Genomic DNA, 22642 nt, shown 5'->3' on the forward strand with positions numbered 1-22642 from the left:
TAAGGATTATTATTATGACTACAAATAAAAAAATTGCTGTTACCGATTTAGTATTGCGTGATGCTCACCAATCATTGTTTGCAACCCGTATGCGTTTGGATGATATGTTACCCATTGCGGCTGAGTTGGATGATATCGGATATTGGTCATTAGAAGCCTGGGGTGGTGCGACTTTTGACTCTTGCATTCGCTTTTTAGGTGAAGACCCGTGGGTACGTTTGCGTGAATTGAAAAAAGCTATGCCGAAAACGCCATTGCAAATGTTATTCCGCGGTCAAAATATTTTAGGCTATCGTCACTATGCGGATGATGTGGTTGATCGCTTTGTGGAGCGTTCCGTAGCAAACGGTATGCATGTATTCCGTGTATTTGATGCGTTGAACGATCCGCGTAATATGCAGCAAGCCATTAAAGCCGTGCGTAAACAAGGTGCCCATGCACAAGGCGCGTTAAGCTATACCACCAGCCCGGTTCACACCTTGGAAACCTGGTTGGATGTCACCGAACAGTTATTAGACATCGGCGTAGATTCTTTAGTCATTAAAGATATGTCCGGTATTTTAAACCCGATGGACGGTGCGAATTTAGTGGCTGAAATCAAAAAACGTTATCCGGAAGCGAAATTGCATTTACACTGCCACGCCACCACCGGTATGGCGGAAATGGCATTATTAAAAGCCATTGAAGCGGGCGTGGACGGTATCGATACATCTATTTCATCCATGAGCGGCACTTACGGACACCCGGCAACAGAAGCCTTGGTTGCAACCTTGCAAAACACACAATACGACACCGGCTTAGATATTAATAAATTAGAAAAAATTGCGGCTTATTTCCGTGAAGTACGCAAAAAATACGCAAAATTTGAAGGTCAATTACGCGGTTCCGACAGCCGTATTTTAGTGGCTCAAGTACCGGGCGGCATGTTAACCAACCTAGAAAGCCAATTAAAACAACAAAATGCGTCCGACAAATTAGATGCGGTATTAAAAGAAATTCCAAAAGTGCGGGAGGATTTAGGTTTTATTCCTTTAGTAACACCGACATCACAAATCGTAGGTACGCAAGCGGTAATCAACGTATTAATGGGCGAACGCTATAAAACCATCGCTAAAGAAACGGCGGGCATCTTAAAAGGCGAATACGGTCGCACACCGGCTCCGGTAAATGCACAATTACAAGCCAAAGTCTTAGATGGCGGCGAACCGGTGACAGATCGTCCTGCGGATCATATTGCACCTGAAATGGATAAACTTGAAGCGGAAGTGAAACAACAAGCTCAAGAAAAAGATATTAAATTGGCAGAAAATGCCATTGATGATGTATTAACTGTGGCATTATTCCCACAAATCGGTTGGAAATTCCTAGAAAACCGCGGTAATCCGGCAGCCTTTGAACCGGCACCGACAGCAGAAACTGCGGCAAAACCGACCGCACCTGCAACTACACCGAAAGCAGCAACTAGCGGTTCGGCCGTTTATACTGTGGAATTAGAAGGCAAAGCTTTTGTGGTGAAAGTGAGCGAAGGCGGCGAAATCAGTAATATTACACCGACCGCAGCGCCGGCTCCAACCGCTGCACCAGCCCCGACCGCCTCACCGGCAGCGACCGGCGGTGTACCTGTGACCGCACCAATGGCGGGCAATATTTGGGATGTAAAAGTCACCGAAGGGAAAAAAGTGGAAAAAGACCAAGTGTTGCTTATTCTTGAAGCAATGAAAATGGAAACGGAAATTCGTGCGGCTCAAGCAGGTACAGTACAAGGTATCAGCGTGAAAAAAGGCGACAGCGTAGCTGTGGGCGACACCTTAATGACCTTGGCATAACAGGCGGTTTTTATGGATAGTATTATTGCGTTACTAAAAGGGACGGGCATCGCCCACCTTGAGTGGGGACAGGCGGTGATGATTATCATCAGCCTGATACTGCTCTATCTCGCTATTGTGAAAAAATTTGAACCGCTCTTATTGTTGCCTATCGGTTTCGGTGGCTTGTTATCCAATATTCCCGAAGCAGGAATGGCGTTTACCGCATTGGAAAATTTACTTCACAGTGGTTCCGCAGAGCAACTGGCAATTATTGCAGGCAAGCTGAATAGTGCGGCAGATCCGGCTTCCATTAAAGCGGCACTTTCTGCCGCAGCACCTTCCGTGCAAAATACATTGGAAGTGCTGGCTAAGGATTTAGGCTATGCCCCCGGTGTATTAGCCACATTCTATAATGTGGCTATCGGTTCCGGTGCGGCTCCGCTGATTATCTTTATGGGCGTAGGTGCAATGACGGATTTCGGCCCGTTGTTAGCCAATCCGAAAACCTTATTGCTCGGTGCCGCGGCACAGTTCGGTATTTTTGCCACCGTATTAGGTGCATTGGCACTCAATATGTTCGGCATTATCGATTTCACTCTGCCGCAAGCAGCCGCAATCGGTATCATCGGAGGTGCAGACGGTCCGACGGCCATTTACTTAGCCAGCAAACTTGCACCGGAGTTATTAGGTGCAATTGCGGTGGCGGCTTATTCCTATATGGCGTTAGTGCCGTTAATCCAACCACCGATTATGAAGCTGCTCACCACCGAACAAGAACGTAAAATCCGTATGGTACAATTACGCACAGTAAGCAATCGTGAAAAAGTATTGTTCCCAATTGTGCTTTTGGTGTTGGTTGCACTCTTATTACCGGATGCCGCACCGCTGCTCGGTATGTTCTGTTTCGGTAACTTAATGCGTGTAAGCGGCGTAGTAGAACGTTTAAGTGACACCGCACAAAATGCCTTAATTAATATCGTGACCATTTTCTTAGGGCTTTCCGTGGGGGCGAAACTGGTCGCAGATAAATTCCTGCAACCGCAAACCTTAGGAATCTTATTACTCGGTGTGGTAGCATTTGGTATCGGTACCGCAGGCGGGATTTTAATGGCGAAACTGATGAATAAATTCAGTAAAACCAAAATCAATCCGCTTATCGGTTCGGCCGGGGTATCCGCTGTGCCAATGGCAGCCCGCGTATCAAACAAAGTCGGTTTGGAAGCGGACAGTCAGAACTTCCTGTTGATGCATGCGATGGGACCAAACGTTGCCGGTGTTATCGGTTCCGCCATTGCAGCCGGTGTAATGTTGAAATATATCAGTGCAATGATGTAATATCAGCATGCTATGAATTTAAGGGGCGTTCATCGCCCCTTTTCTATACAATTTAATAAAGGAAATCCGTTATGGAAAAAGTCACTATTTATCACAACCCGAAATGCAGTTCATCCCGCAACACCTTAGCATTACTCAAACATTTAGGCTTGGAGCCTGAAGTGGTTTTATATTTGCAAACCCCGCCTAATGAAACCGAGTTACGCACATTGCTTGCACAAATGCAACTTTCACCGAGAAAACTTATCCGCACAAATGAAACGGTTTACAAAGAATTAAATTTAGAGAATCCGAATTTAACGGATGATGAACTCATCAATGCAATGATTGAACACCCGATTTTAATCAACCGCCCAATTGTGGTTAGCGAACAAGGTGCAGCATTAGGACGTCCCATTGAAGCGGTATTATCCATACTCAACACTCCATTAACCGAACCGTTTGTTAAAGAAAACGGGGATGTGATTGCTCCGTAAAGTCTTGGCTGCCGCCACTGAAAGATCAAAATTGAAAACCGATGGATATTTAGTAAGATATTAATAAAAGAGCGGTGGAATTTTTTCAAATTTCACCGCTCTTGTATGTCACCTAATTAATATATTTCTTCCACAGATCGACTCATCCCTGCCGAGTACCTCTTGAAATAGTAAAAGTCGAGACTAATTTCTTAATTTTTGGGGCTTTTGATTTCACTAATGCCACACTATTGCGTAGAACATTAAATGTTTGTCGTCTATTTTCACCAAGTACCGATTCAGTAAACGGACGAATTTTATCTAATGTCTGTTCCGCTAATTGAATACGTTTCTCATCATAAATATATCGATAGCAAATAAAAGCCAAATTGGCTCTTTCTTCATCACTCAATATCGGAAACAGACGAGCGTAGTATTTTTCTAAGACCGGCTGTACAACATCGTTAATTTCATTGATTTTATTAGATTGTTGAGCTTTATGAAGCCGATATTTAAACAAAGGTTCTGCTAAATTAGCAAACGTTGCTCCACGCAAAGCACAATCAATCCACATTTCAAAGTCCCCGGCTACCACAGCATTGCCAAAACGAATATGATTCTCGCAAAACCAATGATTACGCCACATAATGGTGGGATGGCATAAATTATTCCGTGCTATTGCCATATGAGCTTTGATGAAATCATCTTTTTCAGGAATTTTTATTGTTCTAATCTCATCACCTTCCGCATTAATACAGGTTGCAAAAGTCCCTAAAACATGTATTTGAGGATGTTGGTCTAAAAAAGCAATTTGTTTAGCAAAACGTTCAGGCAAACTGATATCATCACAATGCATTAATGCTGCATATTCAACATCAGGCATCTTTTCCAAACGTTCCAATAGATAATTCATAGTGCCATCTTCACGATGATTTTTTTCAAAATGCACGACTTCCATATTAAGATGTGATTGAGCATATTGCTCTAATATTTCACCGCTATGATCCGTTGAGCAGTCATTTACCGCTAAAATCCGGAAATCTTGAAAGGTTTGCTCTGATAAAGATTGCAAGGCTTGAGACAAATATTTTTCGCCGTTATATACCGGCATAATCACACATAATTTCATTTATATAAGGTACTATATGTTTAAAATGTAATATAAAGTTCAAAAAAGTGCGGTTAGTTTTCCACAAAATTTAATGCAGTTTGCACAACATCGACTCCGGCTCCGAGCTTATGTGCATTTTCGCTTAAATGGCGTCGCCACTGCCTTGCACCTTTGCAGCCTTGAAAAGCCCCCAACATATGACGGACAATATGATTGAGATAAACCCCTTGTGATAATTGACGTTCAATGTAAGGAAACATATTCTCCACCGCTTCTTTTGGAGAGATGATCGAGCTTTGCGGATCAAATAACGCCTGATCGATATAACCGAGCAATGACGGATTTTGATAGGCTTCGCGGCCTACCATCACACCATCTACGTGCTGCAAATGCCGTTTGATTTCATCAATGGTTTTAATACCGCCGTTAATGCTGATAAGCAATTGCGGAAAATCCCGTTTAAGCCGATATACCCGTTCATAATCTAATGGTGGAATTTCTCGGTTTTCCTTCGGACTTAAGCCTGAAAGCCAAGCCTTGCGAGCGTGTACGATAAATTCCCGACAGCCTGCATTATGCACTTTTTGTACAAAATCCATGAGAAACTCATAACTGTCCAAAGTATCAATGCCGATACGGGTTTTCACTGTCACGGGAAGTGTGGTGGCTTCTTGCATTTTTTCTACACATTCCGCCACCAGCTCCGCTTTCGCCATTAAACAGGCACCGAACATCCCGTTTTGCACGCGATCTGACGGACAGCCCACATTCAAATTAATTTCCTGATAGCCGCGTTGTTCCGCCAGCTTTACACAATGGGCTAATTGTTCCAGATCACTTCCGCCCAGCTGTAATGCCACAGGATTTTCCTGTAAATCAAAATCCAAATGATCATATTTGGCGTGAAGAATGGCTCCGGTTGTAACCATCTCGGTATAAAGCAACGTGTGTTTACTGAATTGGCGATGAAAATAGCGACAATGCTTGGTTGTCCAATCTAACATGGGTGCAACAGCAAATCTGCCGCGATAAAAGTGCGGTTGATTATTCATTAATTTTCTTTTCTTCTAATTTATATTCTTCTTGGATCCGCTGACGAAATCGACTCGCGGCGAAATGATAAAAGGGTTTCGGGCAAAATTGGCGTGAAATCATTGATGCAATCAAACTGCATACCAACATCCAAAACAGTACCGGTTGACTTCCCGTCATTTCCATCACAATCACACTGCCGGTAACCGGTGATTGCGTGGCAGCGGCAAGAAACCCCGCCATACAAAGCAATACTAACAACCGTTGATCCACAACACCGCCGGTGAGCGACCAAATATCTGCACCGATACCGGCACCGGTGGTTAATGCCGGGGTGAAAATCCCGCCTGCAATGCCCGACCAATAGGTCGTTACCGTAGCAAATAGCTTCGTGACACCAATGCCGTCCGGCCGTAATGCTTCGCCGTCCAAGGCTTTGGTCACCACGCCGTAGCCCGTGCCGTAGGTTTGTCCGTGGCTGTACATTCCCAGTGCGGCCAAGATCAAACCAAGCAAAAGTGCGGTATAAATCGGGTGTTTTCTCACCCAACCGCGATATAAGTTTGGTACATAGCTCGCCACGCCTTTGGCTAATAAACGGGCAAATATCCCGCCTGAAATGCCGCACACAACACCGCATAGCAACAACCAAAGTGTCATTTTCGGAATTGTGGTCGCTCCTTCATATTGGGGAAAATAAGGGTTATTACCTTGAATAGCCACTAAAATAAAACCGGCGGCCAACACACCGAGCAATACGCGGCGTTCCCAACGTAATAACGTACCGCGACCAAGTTCCTCAATGGCGAAAATCACTCCTGCCAACGGTGCATTAAATGCCGCAGCCAAACCGCCTGCAGCACCGGTAGCCATTAATTCATTGGCACTCAAGCCTTTGAATGCGAAATTATGCCGACGGCAGAAATTGCCCCAAGCCAACATTACTGCGGCACCGACTTGTACTGACGGTCCTTCACGCCCCACAGAAGCGCCGATCACCATCGCAAGAAACGTGAGCGGAATTTTCCACAGGGTCTGACCGAATGCTACCAAACGGCTTTTATTTGCACTGTGCGGCAAGCTGATGGAGGCAATTACTTGCGGAATACCGCTGCCTGCCACATAAGGCGTATAAGTTTTGGTAAACCAAGCCAATCCCGCTAAACCTAGAGGCAGGATAATCCACGCAGCTAAAGGATATTTTCCCATCCAATAAGTATTGAGTTCCAATCCCAAATCAGCCAGTTTTGCGAACCCTAAAGAAAATAACGCTACCCAAGCGGCACCTAATAGCAGGCAAATAAATTCTACGCTTTTATGGGAAATGCGATTGGTTTGGCGAACTTTTTTATGGATAAATCGGCGTAATACTTGAGTGTAAGCAGGCATAATGTTTGTAAAATTAGCGATTAGTTGACGAAATTATAAATTTTTTCTGCCAAAAAACAAAGTGCGGTCAAAATTTTTCAATTTTTGACCGCACTTAAATTGTTTTAACTAACCGGCTTGCGTAGCTATTTCCTGGAAAAAATCCCGAATACCGATCAATACGTTATTCACAGCAACGGCAGCCAGAATCAATCCCATCACACGACTAATGATTGCTGCACCGGTATTGCCGATCACGCTCTGAATTCTATTGGCGGCAATAAACAATAAATAAGTGATAATTAAAATGGAAAGCATAATTAACGCGGTAAAGGTTTGATCCATAATGCTGTAACGATGGTTATCCGTAAGCAGCACAATGGCCATCATCGCACCGGGTGAAGCAATGGACGGTACGGCTAAAGGATAGACGGCTAATTCTTTCAAATTGGTGGAAAGGCGGATTTCCTGCTCAGGTTTGCTTTCGCCGAAAATCATTGTTAATGCAAATAAAAACAATACAATACCGCCGGCAATTTGAAAGGCGGGTAAAGGAATTTGCATCGCTTCTAATAAAAATTGTCCGGCAATCAAGAAAAATACCAGAATACCCGCAGCTACTTCTACGGCATGACGAGCAATCTTACGGCGGTCATCGATAGGCAATCCGACGGTTTTCGCCAAATACACCGGCACGGAACCGACGGGATCGATTACCGCCCAGAGCACCACAAATTGAACAATCAAAGAATCAAACATAATGAAATCCTATAAAATAAGCTATAATGGCTACCATATTACAACAAAATGAAGCGAAATAATGATCTTTTTTTCAAATTTAATTTTAAAACGCGGGCAAACCATTTTACTTGAAAATGCTAATGCAACCATTAATCCAAGTCAAAAAGTGGGCCTGGTCGGTAAAAACGGTTGCGGCAAATCGACGTTGTTTGCCTTGTTAAAAGGCGAACTCACGGCCGAAAGCGGTGAAGTAAAAATGCCGCATAATTGGGCGTTAGCCTGGGTGAATCAAGAAACACCTGCGTTGGATATTTCCGCCTTGGATTATGTTATTCAAGGTGATCGCGAATATTGTCAATTACAACAACAGCTTGAAATCGCAAATCAACTAAATGACGGCAATGCCATCGCACGTATTCACACCCAATTAGACACTATTGATGCCTGGACAATTCAAGCCCGTGCCGCAACCTTATTAAACGGTTTAGGCTTCACTCAAGCACAATTACAACATTCCGTGAAATCCTTTTCCGGCGGTTGGCGAATGCGGTTGAATTTGGCACAAGCCTTGCTTTGCCGTTCTGATTTATTGTTACTGGATGAACCCACAAACCATTTAGATTTGGATGCGGTAATTTGGCTGGAACGCTGGCTGGTGAACTATAAAGGCACGCTCGTGTTAATTTCTCATGACCGCGACTTTCTTGATCCTATTGTGAATCGTATTTTGCATATTGAAAATCAACAGATTAATGAATATACCGGTGATTACTCATCATTTGAAGTACAACGAGCGACAAAACTCGCCCAACAAACCGCACTTTATCGCCAGCAACAGCAAAAAGTCGCTCATTTACAAAGCTATATTGACCGCTTCAAAGCCAAAGCCAGCAAAGCCAAACAAGCGCAAAGCCGTATGAAAGCCTTGGAACGTATGGAATTGATTACACGGGCTTATGTGGATAACCCTTTTCATTTTGAATTTCGCGAACCGCTTACCCTGCCGAATCCCCTATTGACGATGGATAAAGTCAGTGCAGGTTACGATAACGGCAAAAGTGCGGTAGAAATTTTGCAAAAAATCAAATTAAATCTCGTGCCCGGCTCACGCATCGGTCTGCTCGGCAAAAATGGTGCGGGCAAATCCACCTTAATAAAATTACTGGCAGAGGAACTGACCGCACTTTCGGGCAACGTACAGTTGGCAAAAGGCGTGCAGCTCGGCTATTTCGCTCAGCATCAGCTTGATACCTTGCGTGCTGATGAAACCGCATTATGGCATTTACAAAAACTCGCCCCGCAACAAACGGAACAACAACTACGGGATTTTCTCGGCGGTTTTGCTTTTCACGGCGATAAAGTCAATCAAACGGTATCGTCTTTTTCTGGCGGTGAAAAAGCCCGTTTGGTGCTGGCATTAATTGTGTGGCAGCGGCCGAATTTGTTGCTGCTGGATGAACCTACCAACCATTTGGATTTAGATATGCGTCAGGCGTTAACGGAAGCCTTGGTAGATTATCAAGGTTCACTTGTCGTGGTTTCTCACGACCGGCATTTGCTGCGTAATACTGTGGAAGAATTTTATTTAGTCCACGATAAGCAAGTGGAAGAATTTAAAGGCGATTTGGACGATTATCAAAAGTGGCTGACGGAAATCAATAATGCTCCGAAAAGCAGCGAAAGTGCGGTAGAAATTAAAGAAAATTCCAATGGAAACCGCAAAGAACAAAAACGCCGTGAAGCAGAACTACGTCAGCAAACCGCTCCGCTGCGTAAAAAAATCAGTCAATTTGAAATGCAAATGGAAAAACTTTCTACCGAACTGGCAGAAATCGAAAACCAACTGGCGGACAATGTTCTCTATCTTGCAGAAAATAAAGAAAAACTCACCGCACTTTTAGCACGCCGGGTGCAGGTGAAAACGGATTTGGAAAACGTTGAAGCCCATTGGTTGGAAATGCAGGAAGAATTAGAAGGATTATTAAAGGAAAATTCAGGGGCGTAATGCCCCTTTGTTTTTGAATTTTTTAACTAAAATTAAACTGAATTCCAATCGTTTTTAACACGGTTTGCTCTTGCGTCAAATCATTCACCACTAATGGATTTCGTTCCAAATAGCCTTTTTCAAATTCCAATTCCCAATTTTCTCCGCCGTGATTGATGTGCAGAATATCATTGTCGGTAAATTCTGCTGCTTGGCGGGAGCGGTTGATAATCACGGCTAAACGTAATAAAACGATTAACGCGATTGTATCCCGTTTATGAAATAAACCCTCTTTAGGTAATTCCAAGGCTTTGAACGACTTAATATGAAAGCGGACTAAATTAACCAAAAGTTGCTTTTGTTCCGGGGAAAAGCCCGGTAAATCCAAACTTTGCAACATATACGCGGAATGTTTTTGTACACCGCTGTGATTTAATACCAATCCGATTTCATGCAGTTGGGCGGCAGCGGATAAAATGCTGTGCATTTCGTCAAGTTGTTCATTATTATGCCAATGATCGTATTTTTGCAGCAATACATCGGCGGTATGACTAACGCGGCCGGCCTGCGACTGATCAATGGCAAAATTTTTCATCACGCTGTTTATGGTACGTTGACGAATATCATCCACTTGAAAGCTTTGCTCCAAACCGTACATCACTCCTTCACGCAACGCACCGTCGGAATAACGCATTTGTTCAATACGAAAGGTTTCAAACACGGCATTTAAAATGGCTAATCCAGGTAAAAACAATGCCAAACGATCCTCTTCCAATCCGGCGATTTTGAGTTTATCCAGGCTATCAAATTTCAGTGTTTGATCAATGAGCTGTTTCAAATTCCCGGCAGTAATAACATCGCTATTGTAATTGGCTTGTACCACTTGGCTAATGGCTTTCACCGTGCCGGATGAACCTAACACCGCCTGCCAACCTAAATTACGGTAATCCCAAGACAGATCTTCAATTTTTGCCAAGGCGGCTTTTTGTGCTTTATAAAATTGCTTTTCACTGATTTTTTTGGTATCAAAAAACGCTTTGGCGAAACTCACACACCCCATATGTCGGCTTTCACAACGCAATGGTGTAAAACCGTCACCGATGATCATTTCCGTCGAACCGCCGCCAATATCCACCACCATTTTTCGACCATTTTCCGGCTGGGTATGGGAAACGCCTGAATAAATCAATTCGGCTTCTTCCTGACCGGAAATAATTTGAATCGGAAAAGGATAAACCGCTTTAGTTGCCGCTAAAAAATCCTGATTATTGACCGCTCTTCTGAGCGTATAAGTGGCGACGGTACGTACATTTTCAACAGGAATCCCCTGCAAACGTTCGGCAAATAATGCCAAGCAATCCACACCGCGTTGAATGGCAGCTTGATTTAAACGGTTTTTGTTATCCAGCCCGTCCGCTAACTGCACACGCTGTTTTAAACGGGATAAAACTTGAATCGATCCGTTAACAATGCGGACTATCATCATCTGAAAGCTATTGGAACCTAAATCTACGGCGGCAAAGTGCGGTAGGTTTTCGGCTTGTTTTTGTGTGTTCATTATAACTCTTTAGTTACTTTTTAGGGGCGGCTTTATTCGCCAAGTATTCATAAATGGCAATCTGCGAACGACAAGCCGGTTTGTCATTGCGGACATATTCATTTTTTTCATCAGCATCAATAATACGGGCTTTTACATTATCTGCAAGCTGAATATTGAGAATATCGATCACACATTGTTTTGTCCGAGCATCATATAGCGGAGCACCTACTTCAATACGACGGTCTAAATTACGGGTCATTAAATCGGCGGATGAAATATAGACATCCGGATCACCTTCATTTTCAAAATAATAAACGCGCGGATGCTCTAAAAAGCGATCGACAATACTGATAACATGAATATTTTCACTGAGATTTTTCACTCCTGCACGTAACGCACACATTCCCCGAATAATCATTTTCACCGTTACACCAGCCTGACCGGCTTCATAAAGCAAATCAATAATTTCCTGATCCACCAGATTATTGACTTTAAAAATAATACCGCTTTTTTTGCCGTCCTTTGCGTTTTTGATTTCCCGTCTTACCAGCGACATCAAATTTTGACGAACATTGACCGGAGAAACCAATAAATGATTGAAATTCATAGAATTAAACGGCATTTCAATAAAACGGAAAACATTGTTGACTTCTTTGGTAATTTTCGGGTTTTTGGTTAATAATGCGAAATCCGTATAAATTTTTGCGGTATTCTCATGGAAATTCCCGGTTCCCACATGAGCATATTCCACCAAATTCCCCTTTTCTTTTCGGGTAATTAAAAAGAGTTTTGAATGAATTTTAAAACCCGGTGATGAAAACACCACTTTGATATGATTATCCGTCAGCATTTTAGACCAATGAATATTGGCTTCTTCATCAAAACGGGCTTGCAGTTCAATAATTACCGTCACTTTTTTACCGTTATTCGCCGCATTAATTAACGCCTGAATAATACGGGAACGAGAAGCTACACGATATAAATTAATCTTCAACGAGATGACATTCGAATCAAAAGACGCTTGGCGGAATAATTCACAGATCACATCAAAGCTATGATACGGATAATAAAACAGAATATCCTGTTTACTGATAGCATCTAAAATCGGACAGCGCGATTTAATTTGAGGATGCTGAATAGGTGATAATGAGCTATTTAATAATTCTTTTTTACCGAGATCTGGAAATTGCAACAAATGCTTGAAACTTAAATAACGTTCACCAGCTTCAATTGAGTCTAAATTACTCATATTCAACCGCTCTTTTAATAATTTCAGCAAACCTTTCGGCATGGTTTTTTCATATAAAAAACGCACCGGCTGCGCGGCAATACGTTGTTTCAAACTGGAAGACATTAACTCCAACAAGCTGTATTCCACTTCGGTCACCAAATCATATTCTGCGTCACGGGTCATCCGAATAGAATAAGCGGTAATTTCATCATAATCAAATACGGAATTGGAAAAAATTTCATCCAAACAAAAACGGATAATATTATCTAATAAAATAATGCGCTGATGGCGTTTATAACGTTCTTTCGGCAATACCACAAAGCGGGGAAGTTTATCGGAAGGAATCGGCAATACAGCCAATTGGGAAATTTTTTTATTTTTCTTCAGTTCGACAATAAGGTTTGAGTTATGTGCATTTAAAGAAGCGGATAAATCAATTTCTTCATTTAAAATTATCGGAAAAACCTGTTGGTTGATTTCTTTTCGAAAATACGCTTTCAACCAATCTTGATGAAAAACGGAGAGTTGACTTTCATTAATTAAGAAGATTTGATGTTTTGCCAATCGTAACATCAAACGATTGTATAACTCCGAAAATTTTTCGTTTAACTGCTCCGTACGTTTTTGGATTTTCTTTAAATGCGTACGGATTTGTTTGGCAGGTAACGATTCCTGGTTACGAATTATCAGTAGCTGATGCTTTAAATTCGCAAAGCGAACTTGATAAAATTCATCTAAATTAGAGGCAAAAATACCCAAAAAGCGGATACGCTCCAATAATGGATTGCTTTCATCTGCGGCTTCTTGTAAAACACGTTCATTAAATGCCAACCAACTCAGTTCTTTAGCGGTATATTTTGTTTCATCATTTTTGTTTTTAAAAATCATCATGAATCGTCCCCATTGTGATATTTTTCGCTTTACCAGAAATTATGATCTTGAGAACGCTATTCTTACAAAAGTTTATGACAATTTAATGACTTGTAAAAATCTTCTATAGAAAGAAAATTGAATATGAACGTTTTATAACCACTCAATTTATTTAATAATACTAACTTAATGATTGTTCGACAAAAAATAAGGCAAGCATGATTCTGTCAGCTTACCTTATTAATAAACGCTTTATAATTACAAATGTTTCACTCTGCGTTTCACTTCTTCCTGTTTACCCGCATTAAACGGACGGGCATCGGGGCTGCCGAGATAACCGCATACGCGGCGGGTGACCGACACTTTGCTGCTGTCGTGATTGCCGCATTTCGGACAGGTGAATCCTTTGCTGGTACATTCAAATTCACCGGTAAAGCCGCATTCGTAACATTCGTCAATCGGTGTGTTGGTGCCGTAATAAGGTACGCGGTCGTAGCTGTAATCCCACACATCTTCCAAGGCTTTCAGATTGTGCTGAATATTCGGATATTCGCCATAGCAGATAAAACCGCCGCTGGCTAATGGCGGATAAGCCATTTCAAAGTCCAGTTTGTCGTATGGATTGACTTTTTTCTCCACATCTAAGTGATAGCTGTTAGTGTAGTAGCCTTTGTCCGTCACACCGTCAATCATACCGAACTGTTTGGTATCCAAACGACAGAAACGATCGCATAGATTTTCGCTTGGGGTAGAGTATAAGCTAAACGCATAGCCTGTTTCCGCCCGCCATTGTTTTGCTCTATCGCTTAAATATTTAACGATTTCCACACCTTTTTGACGTAGCGTTGCATTATCATAAATATGCGTATCGCCGAATAACGCATTGATGGTTTCGTGAATACCGATATAGCCTAATGACACGGAAGCCCGGCCGTTTTTGAAAATCTTCGCAACATTTTCATCGGCTTTCAAACGCACGCCGCACGCCCCTTCCATATATAAAATCGGTGCTACGCGGGCTTTGGTATTTTCCAATCGGGCGATTCGGGTCATCAATGCCCGTTTTACCACGCTCAAACGTTGATCCAAAATTTCATAGAATTTGGCTTCATTACCTTTCGCTTCAATGGCAATGCGCGGCAAGTTCAAACTCACCACCCCCAGATTATTGCGGCCGTCGTGAATTTCTTCGCCTTGTTCTTCATAGGCATTTAAGAAACTGCGGCAGCCCATCGGAGCTTTGAAAGAACCGGTTACTTTCACTACTTGGTCGTAGTTTAAAATATCCGGATACATCCGTTTGGAGGCACATTCCAATGCAAGCTGTTTCACATCATAATTCGGATCGCCTTCCGCCTGATTCACACCTTTTTTAATGGTGAACACCAATTTCGGGAACACCGGAGTTTTATGATTTTTACCCAAACCGCGGATACGATTTTTCAAAATTGATTGCTGGATTAATTTTTCCTGCCAGCTGGTTCCTAAACCGAAACCAAAGGTTACAAACGGCGTTTGACCGTTAGATGTATGCAGGGTATTCACTTCGTATTCTAAGGATTGAAAGGCGTCAAAACATTCTTTTTCAATCAATGTTTTAGCATAACCTTCCGCATCAGGAATATTCCATTGAGCAGCGGTTTTCAATAATTTTTCATAGCTTTGCTGCACATAAGGAGCAAGCACTTCATCAATGCGGTTAATAGTAGTACCGCCGTAAATATGGCTGGCCACTTGAGCAATAATTTGAGCCGTAACGGCGGTAGCCGTGCCGATAGATTTCGGCGGTTCGATTTCCGCATTGCCCATATTAAAGCCGTGCTCCAACATACCTTTTAAATCCACCAGCATACAGTTGAACATCGGGAAAAACGGAGCATAATCCAAGTCGTGATAATGAATTTCGCCTTTTTCATGTGCATCCACCACATCTTTCGGCAAAATATAGTTTTTGGCATAATGCTTCGCTACAATACCCGCCAATAAATCCCGTTGGGTCGGAATCACTTTAGCATCTTTATTAGCATTTTCATTTAGCAGTTCCACGTTGCTTTGCTCAATCAATCCTTCGATTTCACGAGTCAAATGGCTGCGTTTCTCGCGAGCCAAATCGCGATCATGACGGTATTCGATATAAGCACGGGCAATTTGCGGATATTGGCTGTGCATCAAATGGTTTTCAACAATTTGCTGAATTTGGTTAATATCGATTTCTTGCTGATAGCGGGTGAAAATCTCATCACACACCTGCTGTCCCAGACGGTAGCAGAATAATTCGTCGTTAATTCCTACCGCACTTGCGGCTTTTTTTATCGCATTGATAATTAACTGAATTTCAAATCCGCAACGGGAACCGTCGCGTTTTATCACCATAAATGATGTACCCATGATATTGTCCTATATATTGTGGTTTTATAAACGAGAGATACTATATATAGTTTAAATAAAGATATCAACACACAATATATAGGGCTATTTATTTACATTTTATTAACTTTTGTGCTTACTGATTGGTTTTATTGAGAAATTTTTTTATTTATTGCGAATGGCTCTTAAATTATTTTTTCAAATTTGTGATCAAGATCAAAATTTTGTGAAAAATATACCGCACTTATGGCAATATAATTTTTGTCTTGTTGATGTGAAGTATAAGGAATTTCGATTTATTGAAAAAATAGAAAAAAGTGAAAATCATTTTTAACTGAGATGAAATAATAAAAAGTGCGGTTCAAATCTTGAAATATTTTGTAGCAATCTCCATATATCAAACAAATTTCATTTGAACAAAAGGACAGAATTATGACTACAATCGTCAGTGTACGCCGCAACGGTCACGTTGTTGTGGGCGGCGATGGCCAGGTATCTTTAGGCAATACCGTAATGAAAGGCAATGCCCGTAAAGTACGCCGTTTATATAACAATAAAGTATTGGCAGGGTTTGCCGGCGGCACGGCGGATGCTTTCACTCTGTTTGAATTATTTGAACGTAAATTGGAAATGCACCAAGGGCATTTATTAAAAAGTGCGGTAGAATTAGCCAAAGAATGGCGAACCGACCGTGCGTTACGTAAATTGGAAGCAATGTTGATCGTCGCCGATGAAACGGAATCATTGATCATAACCGGTTTAGGCGATATGGTTCAGCCGGAAGCAGATCAGATTTTGGCTATCGGATCCGGTGGTAACTACGCCCTTTCTGCCGCCCGTGCGTTAGTGGACAACACAGCACTTTCCGCACGCGAAATCGTGGAAAAATCCTTAAAAATTGCCGGTGATATTTGTGTATATACAAATACCAATTTTACTATTGAAGAATTACCCAATGAATAATCAATTCAAGGAACTATTATAATGTCAGTGAATCAAAAAGCAGAAATGACACCAAGAGAAATAGTGTCGGAATTAGACAAGCACATTATCGGCCAAGCAGATGCCAAACGTTCTGTGGCCATTGCATTGCGTAACCGTTGGCGTCGTATGCAATTGGATGAACCACTGCGTCATGAAGTCACTCCAAAAAATATTTTAATGATCGGTCCGACCGGTGTGGGTAAAACAGAAATTGCCCGCCGTTTGGCAAAGCTCGCCAATGCGCCGTTTATTAAAGTGGAAGCCACCAAATTCACCGAAGTGGGCTACGTAGGTAAAGAAGTGGACTCTATTATCCGCGATCTCACTGACAGTGCCATGAAACTAGTACGTCAAACCGAAATCGAAAAAAACCGTTTCCGTGCTGAAGAAGCGGCGGAAGAACGCATTTTAGATGCATTGATTCCACCGCCAAAAAATCAATGGGGTGAACCCGAAAGCGGTCACAACGCAAGTAATAATACCCGTCAAATTTTCCGTAAAAAATTACGCGAAGGCGAATTACAAGACAAAGAAATTGAAATCGATGTTTCTGTCGGCATGTCAATGGGGGTGGAAATTATGGCACCACCGGGAATGGAAGAAATGACCAACCAGTTGCAGTCAATGTTCCAAAACCTGTCTAATGAGAAAACCAAAAAACGCAAAATGAAAATTAAGGATGCGATGAAAATTTTGGTAGACGACGAAGCGGCTAAATTAGTGAATTTGGAAGATTTAAAAGAAAAAGCCATTGAAGCCGTAGAACAACACGGTATTGTGTTTATCGACGAAATCGACAAAATCTGTAAACGCGGCGACACTTCCGGTCCGGATGTGTCTCGCGAAGGAGTACAGCGTGATTTGCTACCGTTGGTGGAAGGTTCAACCATTAATACCAAACACGGTATGGTGAAAACCGATCATATTTTATTTATCTGTTCCGGTGCATTCCAAGTAGCCCGCCCGTCGGATTTAATTCCGGAATTGCAAGGCCGTTTGCCGATTCGTGTGGAACTTTCTGCTCTAAGTGCGGATGATTTTAAACGAATTTTAACGGAACCGAATGCATCACTCACCGAGCAATATCAGGCTCTGATGAAAACCGAAGGGGTGAATATCGAATTTAAACCGGATGCCATCGACAGCATTGCGCAAGCGGCTTTCCGTGTGAATGAGAAAACCGAAAACATCGGTGCCCGTCGTTTGCACACCGTAATGGAACGCTTAATGGATAAAATTTCCTATAACGCCAGTGATATGAACGGTGAAACGGTGATTATCGACGGGGCTTATGTAAAAGACGCACTGGGCGATGTAGTGGAAAACGAAGATTTAAGCCGCTTTATTTTATAAGGATAACAGGGAGCATTGTGCTCCCTTTTCATCAATAATCAACTCAACAAGGCTTAGGCACGGGAGCCATTCGTCTTTTATGATGAGAGCGGTTGTGCCAAAAGTCGATTTGTTTTTGAGCTTGTTCCGAAACCTTTTCACCACGTAAAAAGGCATCAATTTCTGCATAACTGACCCCCATTTCACTTTCATCCGTTTGCCCCTGCCATAAACCGGCACTTGGAGATTTATCTAATACTTGTTGCGGTACATTGAGTAAACGGGCTAATTCATACACTTGCTCTTTACGTAATTGTAGCAAAGGTGCTACATCCACACCGCCGTCACCAAACTTGGTAAAGTAACCGGTCAACCATTCTGCGGCGTTATCCGTCCCCACAACAATAGCCTGGTGGCTTTGGGCATAAGCGAAAAGTGCGGTCATTCTTAAACGAGCTTGTACATTGCCTGCAATCACATTTTGTCTGTTTGCAGTTTCATTAAATAAAGGTTGCATGGATTGCATAAAGGCATCATAAGTGGCGGTAATCGGCACTTCCATGACGGGACAACCGGCACTTTTGGCTACCGCAAAAGCATCGCTGATATCTTGTTGTGATGTAGTCGCTGAAGGCAGGATAATGCCTTGCACCGGTGAACCGGTTCGCATTAAAAGATGTGCAACCACTGCAGAATCAACCCCACCGCTAATGCCCACCACATAGCCTTTTGCACCGTATTCCTGACGTTGTGCTTCAAGCCAGTTCACTAAATAATTGAGATAATTTTGCATTCTGTTAGTCCTTATCTGCATTAAATTTCCACAAAATCCACCGCACTTAATCGTGGGTTAGGACTATATTTCCTACCTTGTTTGGCTTGTTCCACACCGTTTAATTTCACGCAATCACCGGTGAAACCGATATTCACTTTCAGTAAACTGGAACCTACGCCATAAGAATCCACCGGTGCATTACATTGACGGAAACGACGAATTTTTTCCGCATCAAATCCGCCACTTACGATAATTTTTACCTTAGGGAAACCGGCAGCATCTAAGTGCTCGCGTAAGCGCTGAATCAATCGTACATTAGTACCACGTAAATCATCCTGCCCGAATTCATGTTGATTATTAAGGAAATATTGATCCACCATATTGGCTGATGTATCCACCCGAACACCATACAGCTTGTCGCCGAAATGACGGGCTACCGTTAAACTGTCTTCGATGACATTATTATGATAATCAACCAGAGCAATCAAATTATCTTCCGGATAAGTCGATAAATAGGCTTCACAGGCTTTCACCAAATCACCGTCAAATAACTGAATTAATGCATGCGGCATAGTGCCCACACCTGCTTTGCCCCACCATTCATTCATTGCGTGGGTAGCTTGAGCGGCAGCACCGCCGATATAAGCGGAATAACCGTCACCGGCTTGTTGAGAAAAATGATCATCGCGATCACCCATAAAAATCACATTATCTTCGCCCGCTGCCTGCACTACGTTATATACATTAGTGGCTACCGATGTACGACGTGCCAAAATGCCGTCAATAATCCCTTCCAAATAACCGAAATCTTCATAATAGCCTTCAATCATCAATACGGTTTCAAAAGGGGAAATTTTATCGCCATCGTTTAATGCCCAAATTTTCAGATTTTGCGGCTCCACGGCAAAAGTATGCAATAACGCAATGGCCTCATCTACACCGCATAAGACGGCATCTTTTTTCTGGAAAAATTGCATTGTGACGGTTTGTTTAGGTCTTTTTTGTTTGATGATTTCAGTAGTTTTTAAAAAATAAACCGCTGAAAACCAACCGCTCTTTACACGCGGATCGAATTTAAAAGTGCGGTTGGTTAGGCGTGAGATTTTTCCTTGACGTTTTAATTCAAATTCTTTTTCTAACATCGGCATAATTTCCATATTTTTACGATTAACCTGGCAAAATTGAAAAGTATTTGCTACAAAATCAAAACGAAATATGCTCCTTTTTAGCATAAAAATCAAGTTAAATATAAAACTTTAGGAAATATCACCGTACTTTATTCTAAAATAAGCGGTTTCTCGGCACGCTGTAATGCCTTCTTATGTTCACGAATAATCGCTAAAAACGGCGGGGCAAAACGTTCCAGCTTTCTGGCTCCCACGCCATTTATTTGTAGCATTTCACGATCATTAATCGGCATATAACGACACATTTCTTGTAATGTAGCATCATTGAATACCACAAACGGCGGAATATTCTCCGTATCGGCAATCTGTTTACGTAAGAAACGCAGACGAGCAAACAGATCTTTATCATAATCAGTGACGGTTTGACGTTGTACCGTAACTTTGCTAACGGAAGTTGTTCTTGGTAATGCTAATTGCAGTGACATTTCACCACGCAACAGGGGACGAGCATTTTCGGTCAGTTGTAACGCTGAGAAATTGGCAATATTTTGTACGATAAAACCGAGATGGATTAACTGGCGGCTCACCGATAACCAATATTCTTGCGAATGTTCCTTGCCGATACCATAAACACTGAGCTTGTCGTGCTGCAATTCGCTAATACGCTGATTATGCAAACCACGTAGCACAGCAATCACATAATGTGCACCAAAACGCTGCCCGGTACGATAAATGACCGACATCATTTTTTGTGCATCCGTTAAGCCGTCATATTTTTTCGGCGGATCCAGGCAAATATCACAGTTCTGGCAAGGTAAACTGCGGTGTTCGCCAAAATAATTGAGCAACACTAAGCGGCGGCACGTTTGGCTTTCCGCAAAAGCATTCATCGCTTGCAGTTTATGCTCTTCGATTTGCCGTTGTTTATTTTCCGGCTTTTCCTGTAAGACTTTATGCAGCCAGGCATAATCTTCCGGGGCATATAATAAAATAGCTTCTGCCGGTAAGCCGTCACGCCCTGCCCGGCCGGTTTCCTGGTAGTAAGATTCGATACTGCGGGGCAAGTCAAAATGAATGACAAACCGCACATTGGATTTATTAATCCCCATACCGAAAGCCACTGTCGCGATCACCACTTGCAGGTTGTCCCGTTGAAATGCCCGTTGCACCCGCTCGCGTTCCGCCGTACTCATTCCTGCATGATAACCGGCCGCGGCAATGCCTTTATGCTGCAAACTTTCCGTCAGTTTTTCTACTTTGCTGCGGCTATTGCAATACACAATCCCGCTTTTGCCTTTTTGTTGATGAATCAATTGGTACAGTTGCAAGGTTGGTTTGAATTTTTCCACCAACGTATAGCGGATATTCGGTCGATCAAAACTGCCTACATATAAGTGCGGTGCATTTAATTTAAGATTTTGCAGAATATCGTTGCGGGTTGTCTGATCGGCAGTAGCAGTTAATGCCATTATAGGAGCATCGGGAAAGGCGGCTTTTAAGCCGCCAAGCTGAATATATTCCGGACGAAAATCATGTCCCCATTGTGAGATACAATGTGCTTCATCAATGGCAATAAAGCTCACTTTACACAGGGAAATAAAACGGAAAAAGCTGTCGGTCATTACTTTTTCAGGAGAAAGATAAAGCAATTTCAGCTGTCCCGAAATGGCTTTATTTTGCACCTGTTGCTGCTGTTCAAAGGTTTGCGTGGAATTAAGATAATCTGCTTCAATACCGTTTGCAAGCAGTTGATCCACCTGATCCCGCATTAAGGAAATCAGCGGCGAAATCACTAAAGTCAAACCATCAAAACAAAGTGCAGGAATTTGGTAGCATAGGGATTTGCCATTACCCGTTGCCATAATCACCAAGCTGTCTTTACCCTGTAAAGCGGCATTGATGACATCTTCTTGTCCTTGACGGAACGATTGATAGCCGAAAACAGCACGCAACACTTCAAGTGCGGTTAAATTTTGTGGATTTTTTACCGCACTTTCTGAATAGACTTGAGCGTAAGAGGATAATTCAGACATTAAGATTGAAAGCTAACAATTTCACCGTGTGCGGCACAAGCTTGTTGCAATGCCTCCCAAAACAGCACGCCATCGCTGTTAATCCATTGATTATGTTTAAATGCAAAATGCAGCCCCCCCAAACGGCTTGCCAGCCATAATTCTAACAACGGTTCTTGCTTATTGATAATAATCTGGCTGCGATCATCAAAAGTAATGGAAAATACCGAACCTTGTTTATCACAATCAACATCGCAATTCTGTGCTTCCAATTGTTCTTCAATACTATTCCACACCAGTTCGATATTTTGATGAAATTCTGCTACATTCATAATCTATGTTTTCCCCCATTAAATAAATGCTAAATTATAGAGATTTTCTGCGAATAACGATAGCCAAAAGGCGTAATAAATGGTAAAAAGTAAAAAAATTTAAATTAAGGATATAAAAATGAAAAAATTACTTTCGATTTTCTTATTAGGCACAATCTGCTGCTTATCCGCATGCGGAGTAAAAGGGCCGTTATATTTTCCGGAAAAAGCACAGGCAGAACAAAATCAACAAAAATAA

Annotated in this window: 18 protein-coding genes; 7 read left to right on the forward strand and 11 right to left on the reverse strand. The window is 42.2% G+C overall.

All coding sequences use genetic code 11. The features are described from left to right. Positions 1 to 11: 11 nt before the first annotated feature. From oadA to arsC, 3 genes are all read left to right on the forward strand, one after another. The gene (gene oadA / locus EDC44_RS05560) at positions 12 to 1826 is read left to right on the forward strand and encodes a sodium-extruding oxaloacetate decarboxylase subunit alpha (protein ID WP_131976204.1); all 1815 of its coding nucleotides are present in this window, start codon (positions 12 to 14) and stop codon (positions 1824 to 1826) included. A gap of 12 nt (positions 1827 to 1838) precedes the next feature. Beyond that, entirely contained in the window at positions 1839 to 3143 is a 1305-nt protein-coding gene (locus tag EDC44_RS05565) for a sodium ion-translocating decarboxylase subunit beta (RefSeq protein ID WP_131976206.1), read from the forward strand. A gap of 71 nt (positions 3144 to 3214) precedes the next feature. Next, positions 3215 to 3619, forward strand: a complete 405-nt coding sequence (gene arsC, locus EDC44_RS05570) for an arsenate reductase (glutaredoxin) (protein ID WP_131976208.1) — start codon at positions 3215 to 3217, stop codon at positions 3617 to 3619. Between the two features lie 142 nt (positions 3620 to 3761). Here the strand turns inward: arsC and EDC44_RS05575 are convergent, their stop codons facing one another. The 4 genes from EDC44_RS05575 to EDC44_RS05590 all read right to left on the reverse strand — a co-directional run bounded on the left by EDC44_RS05575 (position 3762) and on the right by EDC44_RS05590 (position 7868). Then, the gene (locus tag EDC44_RS05575; RefSeq protein ID WP_165870228.1) at positions 3762 to 4709 is read right to left on the reverse strand and encodes a glycosyltransferase; all 948 of its coding nucleotides are present in this window, start codon (positions 4707 to 4709) and stop codon (positions 3762 to 3764) included. Positions 4710 to 4780: 71 nt separating this feature from the next. Further along, positions 4781 to 5761, reverse strand: a complete 981-nt coding sequence (dusA, locus tag EDC44_RS05580; protein WP_131976212.1) for a tRNA dihydrouridine(20/20a) synthase DusA — start codon at positions 5759 to 5761, stop codon at positions 4781 to 4783. Next, positions 5754 to 7130 carry a chloride channel protein gene (locus EDC44_RS05585; protein WP_131976214.1) on the reverse strand — a complete coding sequence of 459 codons (1377 nt, stop codon included), beginning with the start codon at positions 7128 to 7130 and terminating at the stop codon, positions 5754 to 5756. The genes dusA and EDC44_RS05585 overlap by 8 nt, the downstream gene beginning before the upstream one ends. Positions 7131 to 7238: 108 nt before the next feature. Further along, complete coding sequence (locus EDC44_RS05590; protein ID WP_131976216.1) at positions 7239 to 7868, reverse strand: MarC family protein; 630 nt, start codon at positions 7866 to 7868, stop codon at positions 7239 to 7241. A 61-nt stretch (positions 7869 to 7929) separates the two neighbouring features. On the opposite strand from EDC44_RS05590, the gene EDC44_RS05595 reads away from it, so the two are divergent. After that, positions 7930 to 9855 carry an ABC transporter ATP-binding protein gene (locus EDC44_RS05595; RefSeq protein WP_131976218.1) on the forward strand — a complete coding sequence of 642 codons (1926 nt, stop codon included), beginning with the start codon at positions 7930 to 7932 and terminating at the stop codon, positions 9853 to 9855. Positions 9856 to 9877: 22 nt separating this feature from the next. Here EDC44_RS05595 and ppx read toward each other — a convergent pair whose 3' ends face one another. The 3 genes from ppx to nrdD form a co-directional block, all read right to left on the reverse strand. Beyond that, on the reverse strand, positions 9878 to 11392 hold the full coding sequence (gene ppx, locus EDC44_RS05600; protein WP_131976220.1) for an exopolyphosphatase: 1515 nt from the start codon (positions 11390 to 11392) through the stop codon (positions 9878 to 9880). 13 nt (positions 11393 to 11405) lie between these two features. After that, positions 11406 to 13496, reverse strand: coding sequence for a polyphosphate kinase 1 (ppk1, locus tag EDC44_RS05605; protein WP_243647911.1), 2091 nt, complete (start codon positions 13494 to 13496; stop codon positions 11406 to 11408). 237 nt (positions 13497 to 13733) lie between these two features. Next, positions 13734 to 15863, reverse strand: coding sequence for an anaerobic ribonucleoside-triphosphate reductase (gene nrdD, locus EDC44_RS05610; RefSeq protein WP_131976222.1), 2130 nt, complete (start codon positions 15861 to 15863; stop codon positions 13734 to 13736). 411 nt (positions 15864 to 16274) lie between these two features. Between nrdD and hslV the strand changes: the two genes are divergently transcribed. Then, positions 16275 to 16805, forward strand: a complete 531-nt coding sequence (gene hslV, locus EDC44_RS05615) for an ATP-dependent protease subunit HslV (RefSeq protein WP_131976224.1) — start codon at positions 16275 to 16277, stop codon at positions 16803 to 16805. Between the two features lie 21 nt (positions 16806 to 16826). Further along, positions 16827 to 18179 (forward strand): HslU--HslV peptidase ATPase subunit, encoded by a 1353-nt coding sequence (hslU, locus tag EDC44_RS05620; RefSeq protein ID WP_207896726.1) that lies wholly within the window; start codon positions 16827 to 16829, stop codon positions 18177 to 18179. Positions 18180 to 18222: 43 nt separating this feature from the next. Here hslU and nadE read toward each other — a convergent pair whose 3' ends face one another. The 4 genes from nadE to cyaY all read right to left on the reverse strand — a co-directional run bounded on the left by nadE (position 18223) and on the right by cyaY (position 22404). Beyond that, positions 18223 to 18951, reverse strand: a complete 729-nt coding sequence (gene nadE / locus EDC44_RS05625) for an NAD(+) synthase (RefSeq protein WP_207896728.1) — start codon at positions 18949 to 18951, stop codon at positions 18223 to 18225. Positions 18952 to 18971: 20 nt separating this feature from the next. Beyond that, a complete protein-coding gene (locus EDC44_RS05630; RefSeq protein ID WP_207896730.1) occupies positions 18972 to 20081 on the reverse strand; it encodes a nicotinate phosphoribosyltransferase in 1110 nt (369 codons plus the stop codon). 128 nt (positions 20082 to 20209) lie between these two features. Then, positions 20210 to 22093: a DNA helicase RecQ gene (recQ, locus tag EDC44_RS05635; protein ID WP_131976228.1), complete on the reverse strand. Its 1884-nt coding sequence runs from the start codon at positions 22091 to 22093 to the stop codon at positions 20210 to 20212. Further along, on the reverse strand, positions 22093 to 22404 hold the full coding sequence (gene cyaY / locus EDC44_RS05640; protein WP_131976230.1) for an iron donor protein CyaY: 312 nt from the start codon (positions 22402 to 22404) through the stop codon (positions 22093 to 22095). Before cyaY ends, recQ begins: the two co-directional genes overlap by 1 nt. Before the next feature lie 118 nt (positions 22405 to 22522). Here cyaY and lptM point away from each other — a divergent pair, with 118 nt between their 5' ends. After that, on the forward strand, positions 22523 to 22642 hold the full coding sequence (gene lptM, locus EDC44_RS05645) for an LPS translocon maturation chaperone LptM (protein ID WP_131976232.1): 120 nt from the start codon (positions 22523 to 22525) through the stop codon (positions 22640 to 22642).

Source organism: Cricetibacter osteomyelitidis (assembly GCF_004340985.1).
GTDB lineage: Bacteria > Pseudomonadota > Gammaproteobacteria > Enterobacterales > Pasteurellaceae > Cricetibacter > Cricetibacter osteomyelitidis.

Bases quoted from the DNA above. Each gene is read 5' to 3' on its own strand.
- EDC44_RS05565 (WP_131976206.1), top strand. From the start codon at position 1,839: ATGGATAGTATTATTGCGTTACTAAAAGGGACGGGCATCGCCCACCTT.
- arsC (WP_131976208.1), top strand. From the start codon at position 3,215: ATGGAAAAAGTCACTATTTATCACAACCCGAAATGCAGTTCATCCCGC.
- EDC44_RS05575 (WP_165870228.1), bottom strand. From the start codon at position 4,709: ATGCCGGTATATAACGGCGAAAAATATTTGTCTCAAGCCTTGCAATCT.
- dusA (WP_131976212.1), bottom strand. From the start codon at position 5,761: ATGAATAATCAACCGCACTTTTATCGCGGCAGATTTGCTGTTGCACCC.
- EDC44_RS05585 (WP_131976214.1), bottom strand. From the start codon at position 7,130: ATGCCTGCTTACACTCAAGTATTACGCCGATTTATCCATAAAAAAGTT.
- EDC44_RS05590 (WP_131976216.1), bottom strand. From the start codon at position 7,868: ATGTTTGATTCTTTGATTGTTCAATTTGTGGTGCTCTGGGCGGTAATC.
- EDC44_RS05595 (WP_131976218.1), top strand. From the start codon at position 7,930: ATGATCTTTTTTTCAAATTTAATTTTAAAACGCGGGCAAACCATTTTA.
- ppx (WP_131976220.1), bottom strand. From the start codon at position 11,392: ATGAACACACAAAAACAAGCCGAAAACCTACCGCACTTTGCCGCCGTA.
- ppk1 (WP_243647911.1), bottom strand. From the start codon at position 13,496: ATGATGATTTTTAAAAACAAAAATGATGAAACAAAATATACCGCTAAA.
- nrdD (WP_131976222.1), bottom strand. From the start codon at position 15,863: ATGGGTACATCATTTATGGTGATAAAACGCGACGGTTCCCGTTGCGGA.
- hslV (WP_131976224.1), top strand. From the start codon at position 16,275: ATGACTACAATCGTCAGTGTACGCCGCAACGGTCACGTTGTTGTGGGC.
- hslU (WP_207896726.1), top strand. From the start codon at position 16,827: ATGTCAGTGAATCAAAAAGCAGAAATGACACCAAGAGAAATAGTGTCG.
- nadE (WP_207896728.1), bottom strand. From the start codon at position 18,951: ATGCAAAATTATCTCAATTATTTAGTGAACTGGCTTGAAGCACAACGT.
- EDC44_RS05630 (WP_207896730.1), bottom strand. From the start codon at position 20,081: ATGCCGATGTTAGAAAAAGAATTTGAATTAAAACGTCAAGGAAAAATC.
- recQ (WP_131976228.1), bottom strand. From the start codon at position 22,093: ATGTCTGAATTATCCTCTTACGCTCAAGTCTATTCAGAAAGTGCGGTA.
- cyaY (WP_131976230.1), bottom strand. From the start codon at position 22,404: ATGAATGTAGCAGAATTTCATCAAAATATCGAACTGGTGTGGAATAGT.
- lptM (WP_131976232.1), top strand. From the start codon at position 22,523: ATGAAAAAATTACTTTCGATTTTCTTATTAGGCACAATCTGCTGCTTA.